Below are 17,421 nucleotides of genomic sequence, written 5' to 3' on the forward strand. Positions count from 1 at the left end.
ATTGTAATACGATTTTAGGAAAACAAGAATTAAAAAAATTTTCTGATTTTCGTATTTGTATTTAAAAGTGTTCGTTTATTGGAGATATCAGGGTGAATGTTTCGTTAAAAACGAACAATAAAAGATTATTTTTGATTTAATGTTAATTTTATCGTTAGAAACCGAACATCTAGCCAAATGGTTGACTTTTCTTGAAAAATGACCTATTTTATTCATAAGGATATTATCTTGAATTCGAGATATTTAGAAATAGGAGTGAACATAATGAAAATCAATGGAATTCACCACGTATCTGCATTAACAGCCAATGCTCAAAAAAATGTTGATTTCTACCGCCAGATTCTTGGCTTAAAACTTGTAAAGAAAACGGTCAATCAGGATGACCCATCTATGTATCATTTATTTTATGGAGATGAGGTCGCTTCACCGGGAACGGAGCTCACATTCTTTGAAATTCCAATGCTCGCTCGTCGTTTGAAAGGAACAAACGCGATCACAAGCACAGGCCTTCTCGTTTCTTCTGAAGAAGCACTTTCATTTTGGGAAAAGCGTTTTGAAGAGACAGACGTACAGCAAGAAACGGCTTCCTTGAGAGGGGGCAGACCTGCCTTGCGCTTTCAAGATCCAGAAGGGCAGCAGCTATTTTTAACAGTAGAACCGAACGCACAAGAAGCAGGCTCACCGCCAGTGCATGATGATATTCCGGCAGAGTTTGCCATTAGAGGTTTGGGTCCAGTGGAATTAACTGTTGCAGAAGCGGACAAAACGATCCGTGTTTTAACAGACATCCTTGGCTTCACCGAAAGAGCGCGTGAACAATCAAATGATGGTGAGATCGTGACCATTTTTGAGTCAGGAAATGGCGGTGCTGGAACAGAAATTCATGTGATCGAAAAAACTGAAGGGCCTTCTGAGCGTTCCGGCAGAGGAAGTGTGCATCACGTAGCCTTTCGCGTGGAAGATGCAGAGGAACTGGAAAAATGGTATGACAAAATATCAAAAGCAGGCTTCACGAACTCTGGTGTTGTGGAACGTTTCTACTTTAAAGCCCTTTACTTTAGAGAACCGAATGGTATCTTATTTGAAATTTCAACAGACGGCCCTGGATTTACAGTCGACGAAGGAGTAGATGAGCTTGGCGATCAATTAGCCCTTCCGCCATTTCTAGAGCACAAACGAGCAGAAATAGAACAAAGATTAACGCCAATTCAGTCATCATAAAAAAGCAGCTCATGATGAGCTGCTCAGCGTATAGACAAACCCTCGCATTCTTTGTCAGATCTGCAAAGGTTTTCTATCACGCTGAAAAGAAAAAAGGGCTAAAATCATCTTGATTTTAGCCCTTTTACTTTTTGCATTAGGAACTTACCTGCTTAGATTCAGTTTGTGTTAATGTCACCTTCTTCGTTTCTTCTTTTCCGTTTCGAATGAGTGTGATGCTCACGGTGTCTCCAACTTTCGTATTCGTGTATAGTTCATGACGTAATTCACTTCCGGTTTTGATTTGTTTCCCATTGATGGCGGTAATGACATCCTCAGACTTTAAGCCGGCTTTGGCGGCAGGTGAGCCTGCGGCGATTTCTTTGACGTATACGCCTTGATCAAGCCGACTATTTTTGAGACCGAGTGTTTCTTTCTGATACACGTCCGGGACTTGTTCGAGATCCAGCATGCTGATGCCGATATATGGACGCTCAATCTTTCCTTTTGCGAGAAGCTGATCGGCGATTGGTTTGACATCATTGATTGGAAGCGCGAATCCAATGCCTTCAACACCTGTTTCAGAAATTTTCATACTCGTGATCCCCACAACCTTTCCATCTGTCGTAAGAAGCGGGCCGCCGCTGTTTCCTGGGTTAATAGCTGCATCTGTTTGAATGACATTAATGCTGCTTTCACCTGAGGATGTGTTCATCGAGACTGTTCGGTCGACACCGCTGACAATTCCTTGTGTCACGGTTCTTGATAGATCTTCACCAAGCGGGTTTCCGATCGCGATGACGGTTTCCCCAGCACGCAGCGAGGAGGAATCACCTAATGCCGCAACCTTCGTTACGTGACTGCTGCTAATTTCTACAACAGCTAGGTCAGTCAGCGGGTCAGCTCCAACCAGTTTACCTTTGACGGTTTTGCCATCGTGTAAGGATACTGTGAGTTTATTTGCCCCTTCAATGACGTGGTTATTTGTTAAGACATAGGCTTTACTGCCGGATTTTTTGAAAATCACTCCTGAGCCTGTACCTGTTTTTTCCTCTTGACTGCTTTTATTTTGCTGTGATTCATCAAAAGGCGTATTGAAATCGCCGAAGCTCGTGTCTGTTTGACTTTGCGCTTGGTAGTTTGTAATGCCGACAATGGCTGGTGATACATTTTCCACCATGCTGGAGATGCTGCTCGATGAATGTGATGTTTGGACGGCGGTTGTTTTTGACGAATTGGCACTTGTATCATTTGTCGATACCACTGCTGAATTATGTGCTGTGTTGTCTGATGCGTGCTGGGCATATGGCGAAAGGACGTACACACCTAACGCCAGCGTACCGCCTACAACACCGCTGACAAATGGCTTAAACCAGCCGTTTGGCTTCTTCTTTCGTTTTTGTGGCTGCTCCGTTGTTTGAAGTTCTTGAGAAGGTTGTTGTTCATTTTTGTGATGTGTCATTTAAATCACTCTCTTTCATCATTTTTTCATGTATGGGTTTAAGGGGTTTTACCTTTTGTTGTGGATACTGACTTGATCGTAAGAAAAAAGTGTGGGATAAAAATGAAAACATTGTGGGAAATTGTTAAAATAAGTAGTGAATCTAAGCAAAATAGAGGAGATTAAACTGTGAAGACAATTGGAATCATTGGATATGGAAGCATGGCTGATATGATGGTGCAAAAATGGCTGGAAAAAGAAGTGCTCGATGCCCCTCAAATCATGATCCACACAAGAAGTGAAACGGACCGCCTGCTTCAACTTAAAGACAAGCATCAAGAAATAAACATCTGCTCATTAGAGGAACTTTCTGCGTCATGTGATGTACTTTTTATCTGCGTGCCGCCGCTTGCTGTACTTGATGTACTCGATCAACTGTCTTCAGCAGCCAAATCGGTGCATATTGTGTCAGTAGCCGCGGCTGTGACGTTAGACAAGTTATCAAAGCATACGACTCAACCAATATCCAGATACATCCCAACGCTCACGTCAGCTGTTGGAACGGGCGTTTCCCTCGTTGCGCATGGTGAAACTGCTGGAGAGGAAGAAAAGGCGCGTTTGCACCGCCTGCTTTCAGCTTTTAGCATCGTACGTGAAGTTGAAGAAGACAAGTTCGATGCGGCGAGTAACTTGACGAGCTCATCTCCTGGTTTTATCGCTGCTCTTTTTGAAGAAATGGCGAGAGCTGCTGTGAGAAATAGTGAGCTTTCCTTAGAGGAAGCGTATGAATTTTTAACGTATGCCCTTTTAGGCACAGGTCAAGTCCTTGTAGAACGGGGCCTCACCTTTGCTGAAACCGTCGATAGAGTGGCGACAAAAGGGGGCATTACAGGAGAAGGCGCCGAGGTTATTCAAAAGCAGGCACCTCAGATGTTTGATGATCTATTTACACAAACGATGAAGAAATATGAACAGCTGAAATCACAGATTAACGAAGCAGACAAACACCACTAAAGACATAGTTAGTGGTGTTTTATTTGTTAAAAAAATCCTTTGTCATACAGTCTTTTGATCTATAATATCTGAGTCTAATTTCCTTATTTTCAGACATTGTATTGAAAAATCGATCAAGTAATCATATAATTTTTTAGAAAATTTAGAAAAATATACACAAATTTTAAGTTTAATTTAAGGGGGATGGGAATGAAGCTCTATGTATCTGTCGATATGGAGGGGATTACTGGTCTAGCTGATCATACATTTGTCGATGCCCGTCAGCACAATTATGAACGGGGCAGAAAGATCATGACGGGTGAAGTGAATGCCTGTGTGGAGGCACTTCTTCAGCATGGCGCAACCAATATTTTGGTCAATGACAGTCATTCTAAAATGAATAATTTGTTGATTGAAGAATTGCATGAAGAAGCATCTCTTATATCTGGTGACGTCAAGCCTTATTCAATGGTTCAAGGGTTAGATCAAACCTATGATGCTGCTGTTTTTTTAGGCTATCATGCGAGGGCGTCTATGAAAGGTGTGATGTCCCACAGTATGATTTTTGGTGTTAGACATTTTTACATAAATGATCATCCAATTGGTGAAATGGGCTTTAATGCGTATGTTGCAGGCTACTATGGTGTGCCGGTGATTCTTGTTTGCGGAGACGATCAAGCAGCTCTTGAAGCAGAGAAGCTGATGCCTGGTGTGAAAACAGTGGCAGTGAAAGAGACCATATCAAGATCTGCTGTGAAATGTCTCACTCCTGCCAAAGTCAACCAACAAATCTCACAGCAAGTGGAAGCCGCAATGAAACAGATTCATCACATCAAGCCGCTGACGCCTCCTGATCAGCCGCTGCTGAAGATTGAGTTTGCCAATTATGGACAAGCTGAATGGGCGAATTTAATGCCTGGTACTGCCATTATTGAAGGGACAACAACGGTGACGTATCAAGCAGAGAATATATTAGAAGCCTACCAAGCGATGCTTGTCATGACAGAGCTTGCCGCACGTACAACATTTTGTTAAGCGAGGGGGAGACGGCAGATGACCAGCTTTTTGCTCAAGCGTTTTATTGCGATGATTGCCACGATTTTAACGATTACGACGTTAACGTTTATTTTAATGAAGGTCATCCCAGGATCGCCCTTCAATGAAGAACGAAATACAAACGAAACCGTCCAGCGAAACCTCGAAAGCTACTATCACTTAGACGAACCACTGTATGTTCAATATGTCATCTATTTAAAATCCATCGTTACCTTTGATTTTGGTCCTTCCATTAAAAAGCCTTCTGAAAGTGTCAATGATCTATTGGCGAGAGGCTTCCCAGTCTCATTAGAACTTGGTCTTATCTCAATATTGATTGCTGTCATCTCCGGCATCCTGCTAGGGGTCATGGCTGCCCTCCGGCACAATGGCTTGATTGATTATATCGCCATGACCATTGCTGTTTTCGGTATATCCATTCCAAACTTTATCTTTGCTACCTTATTAATTCAGCAGCTTGCTGTGAATTTGAAGCTCTTTCCTACAGCGATGTGGACAAGTCCGATGCATATGGTGCTGCCAACCATTGCTCTTGCCGTTAGTCCGATGGCCATTATTGCCCGGTTAACAAGATCGAGCATGATTGAAGTGCTGTCTCAGGACTATATTCGCACTGCTAAAGCAAAAGGACTTTCTCCCTTTAAAATTGTGTTTAAACATGCACTTCGAAATGCGCTTTTGCCTGTTGTGACCATTCTTGGCACACTTGTCGCAAGCATTTTAACAGGAAGTTTTGTCATTGAAAAAATATTTGCGATTCCTGGCATGGGAAAATACTTTGTCGAGAGTATTAACAACCGTGATTATCCTGTCATCATGGGAACCACTGTTTTTTACAGCATCATTTTAATCACACTTCTTTTCATTGTCGATGTGGCGTATCGCCTGCTTGATCCAAGGATTCAGCTGCATCAGAAAGGAGGAAAGGCATGAGTATACATTTGCAGCAGGATCAACCGAATCCGCATCATGAAGTGCCGGACGAATGGTTTTCTCCGAGAGAGCAAAAGAAAACGGAGGCCCATGCCATTAAAAGACCCTCTCTTTCGTATTGGGCAGACACATGGAGGCGACTGAAGCAAAATAAGCTTGCGATGTTTAGTTTATCGGTATTGATTTTACTTTTTATCATGGCACTATTAGGCCCATTGCTTGCACCTAATAGCGTGACAGAGCAGCGTCTTTCGATGCAAAATCTGCCGCCATCCGCTGCTCACTGGTTCGGAACGGATGAGCTTGGACGAGATGTGTTCACGCGTACATGGTACGGGGCGCGTATTTCTTTATTTGTAGGCGTCATGGCAGCCCTGATTGATTTTGCCATCGGCGTGATCTATGGAGGCATTGCCGGTTATAAGGGCGGGAGATATGACCATGTCATGATGCGAATCGTCGAGGTGCTCTACGGTCTTCCTTATTTACTTGTTGTCATTTTATTGATGGTTCTGATGGGGCCAGGGCTCGTCACCATTATTGTAGCGCTCACTGTCACCGGATGGATTGGAATGGCAAGAATCGTGAGAGGTCAAGTTCTTCAGCTGAAAAGCCAGGAATATGTCCTTGCCTCAAAAACCTTTGGTGCAAAGAGCCTTCGTATCATTCGCCGCAACCTGCTGCCGAATACAATGGGGCCGATTATCGTTCAGATGACCTTAACTGTACCAACCGCGATATTTGCAGAAGCGTTCCTAAGCTTTCTTGGTTTAGGCATTCAAGCACCGTTTGCAAGCTGGGGCGTGATGGCAAATGATGCGCTGCCGACAGTGCTGTCAGATAACGGGCATTGGTGGCGTTTATTTTTCCCTGCGTTTTTTATTTCGCTCACGATGTTTTGCTTTAACAATTTAGGTGATGGCTTGCAAGATGCGCTTGATCCGAAGATGAAGAGGTGATGGCGCTTTGAAAAAAGTTCTACAAATCATCGATCTGCACGTCAGCTTTCGGACATATGGCGGCTCAGTTCGAGCGGTACGCGGGGTGAATGTGGATGTATATGAAAAAGAAACCCTTGCCATTGTAGGAGAGTCAGGCTGCGGGAAAAGTGTGACTTCACAAAGCATTATGAGGCTGCTGCCAGCTTACAGCGCTCATGTTGATCGGGGAGAAATCTGGTTTGAAGACCGAAATTTGCTGTCATTATCTGAAAAAGAAATGCGCGCCATACGAGGTGTCGATATTTCGATGATCTTCCAAGATCCAATGACCGCACTGAACCCAACCTTGACGATAGGGGATCAGCTCATGGAGGCGGCAAAGGAGCATCAAAAGCTGACGAAAAAAGAAGTGAAAGAAGCCGCCATTCGGATGCTTGATTTGGTCGGCATTCCGCAGCCGAAGGAAAGGTTAAAGCAATACCCTCACCAGTTCAGCGGGGGAATGAGGCAGCGGCTCATGATTGCCATGGCACTGATTTGCGAGCCCAAAGTGCTGATTGCTGATGAACCGACGACCGCACTGGATGTGACCATACAGGCACAAATATTAGAGCTGTTTAAAGAGATTCAGAGAAAAACAGGGGTCACCATTATTTTAATCACACATGATTTAGGGGTCGTCGCCCAAGTCGCAGACCGGGTAGCCGTCATGTACGGAGGGAAAATGGTGGAGGTCGGAACGAGGCGAGATATTTTTTACAGTCCGCAGCATCCCTATACAAAAGGACTTCTGCAATCCGTTCCAAGACTTGATATGAAAGATGAACTCATTCCAATTGAAGGAAGCCCGCCTGATTTATTTGCTCCGCCAAAGGGCTGTCCGTATACAGATCGCTGCCCGTCCGCCATGAAGGTGTGTGATCATATCATGCCGCACGAAACGCAGCGGTCACCTACCCACAAAGTGCATTGCTGGCTCCAAGATGAGCGAGCGAATCAAACCGTTTTATCTTCAACACAAAGGGGGAGTTTTTGATGAGAAAAAAGGGATGGATCATCAGTATATGTTTGTTCACGATCATGCTGCTCGCAGGATGTACAGCCAATGAGCAAGCAGGGAAAGGATCATCAAGCAATCAGGGTGAAAAGAAAATATTAACCTTAAATAACGAAAATGAACCGACGTCGTTTGATCCGCCGATTGGTTTTAATAATGTATCGTGGCAAGGACTCAATAACTTAATGGAGGGATTAACAAGACTGAATGAAAAGCACGAACCATCTCCTGCAATGGCGGAAAAATGGGAGATATCAGAGGATGGAAAAACGTACACGTTCCATTTAAGAGATGGCATCAAGTGGTCAAATGGTGATCCAGTGAAAGCGAGTGACTTTGAATATGCGTGGAAGCGGCTGCTTGATCCGAAAACAGGCTCATCTGCATCGTTCCTAGCCTACATGATTGAAGGCGGAGAGGCATTTAACAGCGGAAAAGGAAACAAAGAAGACGTGAAAGTCAGCGCTGTAAATGACAAAACGCTTAAGGTCACACTGGCATATCCGCAGAAATCGTTCTTAAATATGACCGCAAACCCTGCTTTTTTTCCTGTCAATGAACAGGTAGCTAAGAAGGACCCAAACTGGGCAAAAGACGCCAAAACCTTTGTCGGAAATGGACCGTTCAAGCTGACAGAGTGGAAGCATGATGAGAGCTTCACAATGGAAAAAAGTGAGACGTATTGGGACAAAAAAACAGTCAAGCTGGATCAAGTGAAGTGGCTGATGATCAGTGATCGAAACACAGACTATCAAATGTATCAATCAGGAGATTTAGATACTGCCTTTGTCCCAGCAGAGCAAAGTGAAAATCTGCTGAAAAATAAAGATGTACAAATTGAAGACCAGGCTGGATTGTTCTTTTATCGTCTGAATGTGAACATGGAACCTTTTCAAAATAAGAACATCCGCAAAGCTTTTCAAATGGCGATCAACCCGCAAGATATCGTGGATTATGTAACGAAAAATGAAGAGAAGCCAGCACGTGCCTTCGTCTCGCCAGGCATTCTTGATTCAAAGGGTGAGGATTTCAGAAAAGCTGGCGGTGATCTTTTGAAGAATGATAAGAGTGAAGCTGCGAAGTTATTAGAAAAAGGGCTGAAAGAAGAGAACTATTCAAAACTGCCAGCCGTCACATTGACATACAGTACAAAGCCTGAGAACAAGAAAAAAGCTGAAGCCATCCAGCAGCAGCTGAAAGAAGCGCTAGGTGTAGATGTGAAGCTTGCAAACATGGAAGCCAATGTGTTTGCAGAAGATCAAAAGGCGCTCAAATTCCAATTCTCACAAAGTTCATTTTTAGCAGACTATGCAGATCCGATCAATTTCCTAGAGAGCTTTCAAACAGGGAATGCGATGAACCGGACAGGATGGTCAAACGATACCTATGATCAGCTGATCAAAAAGGCGAGCCAGGAAGCAGACGAGCAAAAGAGAAATAACATTCTTCATGATGCAGAGGCACTTCTCATTGAAGAAGCACCGATCATTCCGATTCATTTTTATAACCAAGTTCATTTACAAAAAGAAGGCGTGAAGGGGATTGTCCGTCACCCTGTTGGGTATATCGATTTGAAATGGGCACAAGTAGATGGAGAGTAATATTAGGATCAAAAGACGCTTTTAGATAAAAGCGTCTCAGCGTGTAGACAAACCCTCGCATTCGTTGTCAGTCCTGCGCGCTGGTGCTCACGAATGACAAATTCGCTCCGCGCCAGTGCTCGTCCTTCCTAGACTGCAAAGGTTTTCTATCACGCTGAAAAGAAGACAAAGGGCTAAAATAAACATCATTTTAGCCCTTTGTCAACAATCTAAGACGCTTTTAGATAAAAGCGTCTGTTCCTTTATTCGTTCATGTTATGAAGCAGAAACCCATAGATTGAAAGAAACAAAGAGAAAGAGGGGATATGGCATGAGCCAGCTGCCAGTGGCACTTCAAACAGGGGATACGGTGGGGATTATTGCACCAGCAAGTCCGCCTGATGAGCTGAAATTAGCAAAAGGGATTGCCTTTTTAGAAAGCCTCGGGCTAAAGGTGAAAAAAGGGAAGTATTTGGGCCGCCGGTATGGATATTTAGCAGGTCATGATCATGAAAGAGTGGAGGATCTTCATCGTATGTTTCAAGATCCAGAAGTGAAGGCGGTTATTTGCGCTTGCGGAGGATACGGGACTGGAAGACTTGCGGAAGTCATTGACTATGACCTGATTCGCCGGAATCCAAAAATCTTTTGGGGCTATAGTGATATTACGTTTTTACATACGGCCATCCAGCAGCAGACGGGTCTTGTGACGTTTCATGGGCCAATGCTTTCCTCTGATGTGGGACTTGAGGAGGTCCATCCTTATACGAAAGATACCTTTTTACAGCTGTTCGCACCGAAAGCCTTTACGTATGCGCACCACTTGTCACCCCTTCATACTTTCTATCCGGGCACCGCTTCAGGTGAGATTGCAGGAGGAAATCTTGCCCTCATCGTGACAACACTTGGTACGCCTTTTGAAATCGATACGAAGGGAAAGCTTTTGTTCATTGAAGATATTGACGAAGAACCCTATAAAATCGATCGAATGATGCAGCACCTCACATCTGCTGGAAAATTGGATGATGCGGCTGGATTCATCATTGGAGATTTTCATCAATGTGAGCCAAAAAAGAAAGATCAGTCCCTCACATTGAATCAAGTATGGGACACCTATATTGTCCCGCAAAAGAAACCTGCACTTGGGGGCTTCCGGATCGGTCATTCTTCGCCAAACTTTGCCATTCCAATGGGCACGCAGGCTGCATTAGATGCGACAGGAAAAAAACTGCACATTTCTCCAGGCGTTGCAGCGAAAGAGGCGATCAAATGAAAATCGTTGATGTTCGTACATGTAGAATGAGTGTACCGCTAAAAAAGCCTTTCAAAACCGCTTTACGAACGGTGTATGACGCAGCATCTCTGATCGTTATCATCACATATGATCAAGGTGACGTCAGCTACGGAGAGGCAGTCCCGACAACAGTGATTACAGGTGAAACGCTGGAAAGCATCGACTATGCCATCTGCGAAGTGATCAGACCGAGTTTGCTTGGAGCTTCCTTGTCAGAATATGAACAAATTTTTTCTCATATGAACCGGGTGCTCGCTTGCAACACAAGCGCAAAGGCAGCGGTTGACATGGCCATTTATGATGGCTTAGCGAAGCAGGCAGGACTTCCGCTTTATCAATACCTTGGCGGATATCGCAGTCAGCTTGAAACCGATTATACGGTCAGTGTAAACCGTCCGCTTGAGATGGCGGAAGATGCGAAGCAATACGCAGCTGAAGGCTTTCAGACATTAAAGATCAAGGTAGGAAAAGATGATATAGATACGGATATTCAGCGTATCAAGCGAATTCGAGAAAAGATCGGGCCGGATATTCAGATTAGACTCGATGCGAACCAGGGCTGGACGTGGAAGGAAGCGGTCGTAGCCATTCGGAAAATGGAGCCACTGAATATCGAACTAGTCGAGCAACCAGTGCCAAAAGAAGATATCGAAGGCCTACGCCGTGTGACGGAGGCAACAGATACACTGATAATGGCAGACGAAAGTATTTTTAGTTTTCATGATGCGATCAAGGTGCTTGAAACGAGAAGCTGTGATTTAATCAATTTAAAATTAATGAAATCAGGCGGCATAAAAGAAGCCCTAAAAATCAATGCACTGGCAGAAGCATACGGCGTAAAGTGCATGATTGGCAGCATGATTGAGTCAAAACTTGGCATTACAGCAGCCGCTCATCTCGCCGCCAGCCAGCCAAATATCACCCGCTATGATTTTGATGCCCCGCTCATGCTAAAAGAGGACATGGTGGACGGAGGAATCGTGTACAAAGGAAAAGATATCTTTTTCCCGCCGCATCATGGGTTAGGCATTCAAGGAGTGAAAGGAGTCTCATGATGATATTTGAATCAAAGGTTGCAGTTGCGAACGTATGGACAGCGCCGCAGTCACCGAGAGAAATCGATCAAAAGGTACTTCAGAGCTCCTTCAAATTCAAAGAGTGGATTGACAAGCAAACATATGAAGAAAAACTGGCTTTATGTGAAGAAAATCTGATCCAGTCGCAAGTACTGCTCGGTGAACGAGTCATTGGCTTAGAAGAAACAGACGGCTGGATGAAAGTCGTTATTCCGCAGCAAGCCAGCCGGAAACACCCACAAGGCTATCCTGGCTATATACCTGCGAACCAACTAAAGCAAGTGACAGAAGGAAGTGCACCAACTATATCTCATATCGTTTGTCAGAAAAAAGCCATGCTCTATCGAAACGGGCAAGCGGACATGGAAATTAGTTTTTTAACAGAGCTCGCAGCTGTAGAAGAAACGAGTGATTGCTTTCGTGTTGTCACACCAGCAGGGACGAGAGAAATCAATAAAGCAGATGTGCAGCCAGTTTCATCCATTTTTTCTATGGCCGGCAAAGATGTTGTAGACAAGGGAAAACAATTTATTGGTCTTTCGTATTTATGGGGCGGCATGAGCAGCTTTGGCTATGACTGTTCGGGCTTTGCTTACAGCATGTATAAAGCGTGCGGATATCTTTTGCCGAGGGATGCAAGTGACCAAGCAGTGCAAGGAACACCGGTCGCATCAAGCCATTTAGAACAAGGCGACTTATTGTTTTTCGCCAATGACAACGGAAAGGGAGCAGTCCGCCATGTTGGGATCTACGCAGGTGACGGTATGATGCTTCATTCGCCTAAAACCGGCAGAGAAATTGAACTTCTTTCCCTTGTTGGCACTTCATATGAAAAAGAATGGGCAGGTGCAAGACGGTATTTGCCAAGCGAGAGGAGCAAAGGTCATGGCAGTTGAACCACTTTTACAAGTAAACAATCTCAAAAAACATTTTCATCTATCGAAAGGAAGAACGCTAAAAGCGCTAGACGGTGTCTCCTTTCAGCTGAAACAAGGCGAAACATTTGGCCTTGTTGGCGAGTCCGGCTGCGGGAAATCCACACTTGGAAAAGTGCTTATGCGCCTTTATGAACCGACAGATGGAGAAGCTTTGTATGAAGGGAAAAGCCTTCATCACCTTTCACAAAAAGAATCCTTTGATTTTAATCGGCAAATTCAAATGGTGTTTCAAGATCCGTATTCCTCCTTAAATCCGCGGCTATCTGTAAAAGATATTATGCTGGAGCCAATGGAGATTCATAACCTTTATGGGAGTCAAAAGAAAAGGGTTGCCCGGGTGAAAGAACTACTGGAAGCTGTTGGACTTAGCTATGACTTTGCCACGCGCTATCCTCATGAATTCAGCGGAGGGCAGAGGCAGAGAATCGGTATTGCAAGAGCACTCGCCTTAGCGCCGAAATTTATTGTGGCAGATGAACCAATTTCTGCACTAGATGTCTCCGTTCAAGCGCAGGTCGTGAATTTGCTGAAGAAACTGCAAAAGGAGGAAGGGCTGACATTTCTCTTTATTGCGCATGACTTGTCGATGGTCAAATATATTAGCGACCGAATCGGTGTCATGTATTTAGGTCATCTCGTCGAATTGACTAGCAGTGATACGTTATATCAAACACCGCTGCACCCCTATACACAAGCATTGCTGTCAGCGATCCCCATTCCAGATCCTGACGTGGAGGACAAGCGCAAAAGGTTCATTTTAAAGGGAGAAATTCCAAGTCCAGTGAACCCGCCAAGCGGCTGTGTATTTCGAACAAGGTGTCCTGCAGCGATGGATGTGTGTGCTGAAAAAAAGCCAACATTACAAGCAGTAGAAGAAGGGCATGATGTCGCCTGTCATTTATACGATCGGACATAAAAATAGGCAGAAAAAAAGCCAGCAAGTAGACAAACTGTTCTACACGCTGGCTTTTTTAGTGAACGAACGCCTAATCGGCAATGTGCAGCATCTAAAAGAGCCGCCAGATTTAATGATTTCTGAAAAATCCACTTCAATGACAGTGTAGCCGTGAGCGGTTAATGCAGCATTTGTTTCTTGATTGATGGGCAAACTGATCACTTTTTTCTGTCCAATGGATAAAACGTTTGGGCCGAGTGTGAATTGCTCTTGTTCGCTTATTTCAATTAGATGATAATGCATGTTGAGCAGGTGAAGATCCTCTTTTTTGAACGCTTCTGGATAAATCAATATCTCATCATGAGAGAGAATATTCATCACACAATCGAGATGCAAAATGTGAGCAGGAAGATGAATGGGAATGATGTCATGATCCGGCAGTTCTTTTTTAAGCTCATGAATAGCGGCTGGGTTTGTTCTTTTGCTCGTTCCGACAAATACGCGTCTTTGATCCACAAGCACATCGCCGCCTTCAATCGTTCCATTTGTCAGGGTAACAGTCTTCAACCCATTTCCCTGTGCCCACTCTTTTAACAATTGTTCTTCTCCTTGCCTAACTGGAGCGGCCATGCTTGAAACAAAGAGTGTATGTCCAATCGTAAACCCAATATCCCGGGTAAACACTTGTTCAGGAAAGCGGTCATTTGCAGGAAGCATAATGGGGCGTACTTGATGGTCTTTTAGGGTTTGGATCAATTGCTTATGCTGAGTAATGGCTTTCATTTGAGAAATATTTTCTCTTGCAAAATGTTTTTGGGTTTCGTTGATGATCTGTTTGATTTCCATATAGATGGGACTGCATAAAAGGACTTCTTGTAAATCGTCATATTCACTCATGCATTGCGGCATTTTGTGTATTTGTTCTGCTCTCATAGAATCCATCAAATGGCCTCCTTGTTTGTTCATAGTTCTATTATTCCTCGTTCTAGTCATAGTTGAAACATTTCCGAAAGAAAATCTCTCACAGGAGACTAAAGCAAAATGTTTAGACAAACCTAAAAGAATAGTGTTTAATAAAAGTCGTTCCGCATTCACGAAAACAGCAAGAAGGAGCTATGATGATGAGTGAAGAAAATTTTAAATACTGCAAGGAATCAAAAGTTGTCAAAACCAGCAGGGTATTCCCTCTCGATACGAATAATCACCAAACCTTATTTGGTGGAAAATTAATGAGTTATATAGATGACATTGCCTCCATCTCGGCAGCAAGGCACAGCCGATGTGAAACGGTCACGGCATCAATGGATTCAGTTGATTTTTTAGAGCCGATTGGACAAAAGGAGTCGGTATGTTTAGAGTCCTATGTCACATGGGTGGGTACGTCTTCTATGGAAGTGTTCGTCAAGGTCATCAAAGAAAACTTGATGTCTGGAGAGCGCAGACTCGCAGCGACTTCATTTCTTACCTTTGTGTCGTTAGATGACAATGGGAAGCCTAAGAAAGTCCCACAAGTCATGCCGGAAACAGAGGAAGAAATCATGCTGCATCAAACCGCAAAACAGCGGGCTGAAGAAAGAAAAAGCCGCCGAAAGCATAGCAAGGCACTGGCTGACGCACTTGGGACAGATAAACCATGGGCGTAAAAATCACCCTTTAAGCGGTGATTTTTTTCTAGAACGGTATCTTGCATGGCAAGATAGTGTGTGGTAAGATGATGCTATCTTGTGATGCAAGGTACTGGAATCGGAGGAACAAAGATGACAACATCCACACAAATGCTAAAAGGAATTTTAGAAGGCTGCCTGCTGTCGATTATTTCAGAGGGTGAGATTTATGGATATGAAATGACGAAGAAGCTCGCTCATTATGGATTTGATCAAATTAGTGAAGGCAGTATCTACCCGATTCTGCTGCGTATGCAAAAGGAACAGTTTGTGACCACTGTCACAAAAGCATCAGCAAGCGGGCCGAAAAGGAAATACTATACGCTCACACAAGCTGGAGAACAAGCGCTCACAGAGTTTATGACCCGCTGGAGTGAGCTTTCAAAAAATGTGAACTGTTTACTACAAAAAGGGAAGTGAGATTATGGTATCAAAAGAAACAAGACACATCTTACTAGAGCTGAAATTTTATCTCATATCAATGGGAAAAAATGAGGGCGAAATTGATGAGCTGATGGATGAGCTAACGACACATGCGGTTGAGGCTGAAAAAGATGGCAAAACAGGGGAGGCTGTGTTTGGCGGAGATCCGAGGGGCTATGCTGATGAACTCGCAAAAGAGCTGTCAGGAAACCATAAAGACTGGGTTCCTTTCGTCAGTGCCTTCTTAATTGGTTCACTCTTTTATATGATTTTATCAGATGCGATCAGTCAAAGCTTATCCTATTCTTGGTATGCGTTAATTGGCTATCCGCTCGTTTTAGTAGCCAATGTCATCATGATTATTGTGATGTTTAGAGCGTCTGCCTTTCAGACAGGCGGCCGGGCATTTCTTTATTTTTGGATCTTAGGAATCTTTCAACTGACTTCAATGGTCACAATCAAACTATTGGATCAAAAGCTCGGCACACCATTACTTGTGCTGACCTCAGGTCAAAGATTGGGCGTCATCCTGCTTATGCTGTTATGTATCATTGTCTTTAATGCAATCTTAAAGGCGAATGTCGTTTCATTGATACCGGTTATCTTCTTCGGACCGCAGCTCATATTCGAATGGCTTGGCTGGACATCACCAAGCGTGCTTCTCATGCAAAGTCTACTATCGGTTGTGATCGTAATAGGGCTTATGCTCATGGTCTTACGCCGGGCGAACAAGAAAAATGAAAACACGATGTAAAAAATAGAGCACATCCATCCGGTGTGCTTTTCTTTTTCTAAAAAAATGTAGAAATGGTAGCGTATTTTTCATTACAATGGGAAGAGGACAAAAATGAAAAGGGGTTCTATGCTTGGATATTTTATGGGGATATGTACTTGTTTTTGTATTGGCTGCTTTGCCTTTTTTTGAAGTGGTTGGTGTTGTTCCACTGGCCATCTTAGGTGGACTGCATCCTGTGACAACGGCTGTAATTGGATTCATCGGCAACTTTCTCACAGTCTTGCTCCTCATTGTTTTCGTAGACCGCTTCAAAGCATGGCGGTTGAGAAGAAAAGAGGACAAAAGTGATGAAAAAGGAGAAAAAAAGCAACTGCGAGCCAGAAAAATTTGGGAACGATATGGTCTCCCGGGATTAGCGCTTATTGGTCCTTTTATCATCGGCAGTCATCTAGCGGCATTTATGTGCATGAGCTTCGGGACGAAGAGAAAGCAAGTTGCGGTGTGGATGACAGTCAGTTTAATGATGTGGACGGCGCTGGCAGCTAGTTTAACCGGTGCGGGAATCCATTACTTTGCCCCAGATTCAAATGGATTGTTCGGTGATATTTTTAATCAGTAAGTGAGAGGGGGATCATAAATGAAACTTCAAACACGCACAGTGCTTGAAACAGAGCGCCTTAGACTGAGAACGATGAATGAACATGATGCACCATTTTTATATGACATGTTGTTCCAAGATGAAGAAGTAATGAAGTATTATCCTTCTTTGAAGGATGAGCAGCAGACGAAAGAGTGGATTGCATGGAATCAAAAGAATGACCGTATGTATCATACTTCTCTCTGGATCATTGAAGACAAAGAAACGAATGAACCACTTGGACAAAGCGGGATTGTTCTGCAAAACATTGAAGGACAAACAGAACTTGAAATCGGCTACATGCTAAAAAAAGCAGCGTGGGGAAATGGCTATGCTGCTGAAGCCGCAAAAGGCTGTCTCACCTATGGTTTTGAAGAAATGAAGGTCAGACGAATGGTGAGCTTAATCCGCCCAGACAATGAAGCATCGGTAAAGGTCGCTTTAAAAATGGGCATGAAAAAAGAAAAAACCATTTCAAAATGGGACCAAATCATTGATGTATACAGCATCACCCGCAACGAAGAAAACGGCTCGCTTACAAAATAAGCAGAGCCGTT

18 protein-coding genes are annotated in these 17,421 nt (G+C 43.7%); 16 read left to right on the top strand and 2 right to left on the bottom strand.

Features of this window, described 5'->3' with window-relative positions; genetic code table 11:
- Positions 1-264: 264 nt before the first annotated feature.
- The gene (locus CKW02_RS06270) at positions 265-1,221 is read left to right on the top strand and encodes a ring-cleaving dioxygenase (RefSeq protein ID WP_003212217.1); all 957 of its coding nucleotides are present in this window, start codon (positions 265-267) and stop codon (positions 1,219-1,221) included.
- Between the two features lie 136 nt (positions 1,222-1,357).
- On the opposite strand, the gene CKW02_RS06275 is transcribed toward CKW02_RS06270, so the two are convergent.
- Positions 1,358-2,662: a trypsin-like peptidase domain-containing protein gene (locus CKW02_RS06275; protein WP_003210810.1), complete on the bottom strand. Its 1,305-nt coding sequence runs from the start codon at positions 2,660-2,662 to the stop codon at positions 1,358-1,360.
- A 168-nt stretch (positions 2,663-2,830) separates the two neighbouring features.
- Here CKW02_RS06275 and proG point away from each other — a divergent pair, with 168 nt between their 5' ends.
- From proG to CKW02_RS06330, 10 genes are all read left to right on the top strand, one after another.
- The gene (proG, locus tag CKW02_RS06280) at positions 2,831-3,655 is read left to right on the top strand and encodes a pyrroline-5-carboxylate reductase ProG (protein WP_003212150.1); all 825 of its coding nucleotides are present in this window, start codon (positions 2,831-2,833) and stop codon (positions 3,653-3,655) included.
- Between the two features lie 189 nt (positions 3,656-3,844).
- On the top strand, positions 3,845-4,669 hold the full coding sequence (locus CKW02_RS06285; protein ID WP_003211925.1) for a M55 family metallopeptidase: 825 nt from the start codon (positions 3,845-3,847) through the stop codon (positions 4,667-4,669).
- An 18-nt stretch (positions 4,670-4,687) separates the two neighbouring features.
- Positions 4,688-5,623 (top strand): ABC transporter permease, encoded by a 936-nt coding sequence (locus CKW02_RS06290; protein ID WP_003211100.1) that lies wholly within the window; start codon positions 4,688-4,690, stop codon positions 5,621-5,623.
- On the top strand, positions 5,620-6,582 hold the full coding sequence (locus CKW02_RS06295; protein WP_003211386.1) for an ABC transporter permease: 963 nt from the start codon (positions 5,620-5,622) through the stop codon (positions 6,580-6,582). Before CKW02_RS06290 ends, CKW02_RS06295 begins: the two co-directional genes overlap by 4 nt.
- Before the next feature lie 7 nt (positions 6,583-6,589).
- The gene (locus CKW02_RS06300; RefSeq protein WP_003211032.1) at positions 6,590-7,600 is read left to right on the top strand and encodes an ABC transporter ATP-binding protein; all 1,011 of its coding nucleotides are present in this window, start codon (positions 6,590-6,592) and stop codon (positions 7,598-7,600) included.
- On the top strand, positions 7,600-9,222 hold the full coding sequence (locus tag CKW02_RS06305; protein ID WP_003210932.1) for a peptide ABC transporter substrate-binding protein: 1,623 nt from the start codon (positions 7,600-7,602) through the stop codon (positions 9,220-9,222). The genes CKW02_RS06300 and CKW02_RS06305 overlap by 1 nt, the downstream gene beginning before the upstream one ends.
- A 310-nt stretch (positions 9,223-9,532) precedes the next feature.
- Positions 9,533-10,474, top strand: coding sequence for a S66 peptidase family protein (locus CKW02_RS06315; protein ID WP_034619974.1), 942 nt, complete (start codon positions 9,533-9,535; stop codon positions 10,472-10,474).
- Positions 10,471-11,550, top strand: a complete 1,080-nt coding sequence (locus CKW02_RS06320; protein ID WP_003211964.1) for a dipeptide epimerase — start codon at positions 10,471-10,473, stop codon at positions 11,548-11,550. The genes CKW02_RS06315 and CKW02_RS06320 overlap by 4 nt, the downstream gene beginning before the upstream one ends.
- The gene (locus CKW02_RS06325) at positions 11,550-12,467 is read left to right on the top strand and encodes a C40 family peptidase (RefSeq protein WP_003211811.1); all 918 of its coding nucleotides are present in this window, start codon (positions 11,550-11,552) and stop codon (positions 12,465-12,467) included. The genes CKW02_RS06320 and CKW02_RS06325 overlap by 1 nt, the downstream gene beginning before the upstream one ends.
- Positions 12,457-13,425: an ABC transporter ATP-binding protein gene (locus CKW02_RS06330; RefSeq protein WP_003211497.1), complete on the top strand. Its 969-nt coding sequence runs from the start codon at positions 12,457-12,459 to the stop codon at positions 13,423-13,425. Before CKW02_RS06325 ends, CKW02_RS06330 begins: the two co-directional genes overlap by 11 nt.
- A gap of 39 nt (positions 13,426-13,464) precedes the next feature.
- Here the strand turns inward: CKW02_RS06330 and CKW02_RS06335 are convergent, their stop codons facing one another.
- Positions 13,465-14,346: a dimethylarginine dimethylaminohydrolase family protein gene (locus CKW02_RS06335; RefSeq protein ID WP_003210878.1), complete on the bottom strand. Its 882-nt coding sequence runs from the start codon at positions 14,344-14,346 to the stop codon at positions 13,465-13,467.
- A 179-nt stretch (positions 14,347-14,525) separates the two neighbouring features.
- Here CKW02_RS06335 and CKW02_RS06340 point away from each other — a divergent pair, with 179 nt between their 5' ends.
- The 5 genes from CKW02_RS06340 (at position 14,526) to CKW02_RS06360 (ending at position 17,410) form a co-directional block, all read left to right on the top strand.
- Positions 14,526-15,047, top strand: a complete 522-nt coding sequence (locus CKW02_RS06340) for an acyl-CoA thioesterase (RefSeq protein ID WP_034619972.1) — start codon at positions 14,526-14,528, stop codon at positions 15,045-15,047.
- A gap of 114 nt (positions 15,048-15,161) precedes the next feature.
- Positions 15,162-15,488 (top strand): PadR family transcriptional regulator, encoded by a 327-nt coding sequence (locus tag CKW02_RS06345; protein ID WP_003211220.1) that lies wholly within the window; start codon positions 15,162-15,164, stop codon positions 15,486-15,488.
- Between the two features lie 4 nt (positions 15,489-15,492).
- Positions 15,493-16,245 (top strand): HAAS domain-containing protein, encoded by a 753-nt coding sequence (locus CKW02_RS06350; protein WP_003211870.1) that lies wholly within the window; start codon positions 15,493-15,495, stop codon positions 16,243-16,245.
- Between the two features lie 112 nt (positions 16,246-16,357).
- Entirely contained in the window at positions 16,358-16,846 is a 489-nt protein-coding gene (locus CKW02_RS06355; protein ID WP_003211008.1) for a small multi-drug export protein, read from the top strand.
- Positions 16,847-16,864: 18 nt separating this feature from the next.
- Positions 16,865-17,410, top strand: a complete 546-nt coding sequence (locus CKW02_RS06360) for a GNAT family N-acetyltransferase (RefSeq protein WP_003210777.1) — start codon at positions 16,865-16,867, stop codon at positions 17,408-17,410.
- Positions 17,411-17,421: the final 11 nt, after the last annotated feature.

It is taken from the genome of Bacillus pumilus, from assembly GCF_900186955.1.
Classification (GTDB): domain Bacteria; phylum Bacillota; class Bacilli; order Bacillales; family Bacillaceae; genus Bacillus; species Bacillus pumilus.

What these genes read in the sequence shown, in the direction of transcription:
- CKW02_RS06270 (WP_003212217.1), top strand. Translation starts at nt 265, where the DNA reads ATGAAAATCAATGGAATTCACCACGTATCTGCATTAACAGCCAATGCT.
- CKW02_RS06275 (WP_003210810.1), bottom strand. Translation starts at nt 2,662, where the DNA reads ATGACACATCACAAAAATGAACAACAACCTTCTCAAGAACTTCAAACA.
- CKW02_RS06285 (WP_003211925.1), top strand. Translation starts at nt 3,845, where the DNA reads ATGAAGCTCTATGTATCTGTCGATATGGAGGGGATTACTGGTCTAGCT.
- CKW02_RS06290 (WP_003211100.1), top strand. Translation starts at nt 4,688, where the DNA reads ATGACCAGCTTTTTGCTCAAGCGTTTTATTGCGATGATTGCCACGATT.
- CKW02_RS06295 (WP_003211386.1), top strand. Translation starts at nt 5,620, where the DNA reads ATGAGTATACATTTGCAGCAGGATCAACCGAATCCGCATCATGAAGTG.
- CKW02_RS06305 (WP_003210932.1), top strand. Translation starts at nt 7,600, where the DNA reads ATGAGAAAAAAGGGATGGATCATCAGTATATGTTTGTTCACGATCATG.
- CKW02_RS06315 (WP_034619974.1), top strand. Translation starts at nt 9,533, where the DNA reads ATGAGCCAGCTGCCAGTGGCACTTCAAACAGGGGATACGGTGGGGATT.
- CKW02_RS06320 (WP_003211964.1), top strand. Translation starts at nt 10,471, where the DNA reads ATGAAAATCGTTGATGTTCGTACATGTAGAATGAGTGTACCGCTAAAA.
- CKW02_RS06325 (WP_003211811.1), top strand. Translation starts at nt 11,550, where the DNA reads ATGATATTTGAATCAAAGGTTGCAGTTGCGAACGTATGGACAGCGCCG.
- CKW02_RS06330 (WP_003211497.1), top strand. Translation starts at nt 12,457, where the DNA reads ATGGCAGTTGAACCACTTTTACAAGTAAACAATCTCAAAAAACATTTT.
- CKW02_RS06335 (WP_003210878.1), bottom strand. Translation starts at nt 14,346, where the DNA reads ATGGATTCTATGAGAGCAGAACAAATACACAAAATGCCGCAATGCATG.
- CKW02_RS06340 (WP_034619972.1), top strand. Translation starts at nt 14,526, where the DNA reads ATGAGTGAAGAAAATTTTAAATACTGCAAGGAATCAAAAGTTGTCAAA.
- CKW02_RS06345 (WP_003211220.1), top strand. Translation starts at nt 15,162, where the DNA reads ATGACAACATCCACACAAATGCTAAAAGGAATTTTAGAAGGCTGCCTG.
- CKW02_RS06350 (WP_003211870.1), top strand. Translation starts at nt 15,493, where the DNA reads ATGGTATCAAAAGAAACAAGACACATCTTACTAGAGCTGAAATTTTAT.
- CKW02_RS06360 (WP_003210777.1), top strand. Translation starts at nt 16,865, where the DNA reads ATGAAACTTCAAACACGCACAGTGCTTGAAACAGAGCGCCTTAGACTG.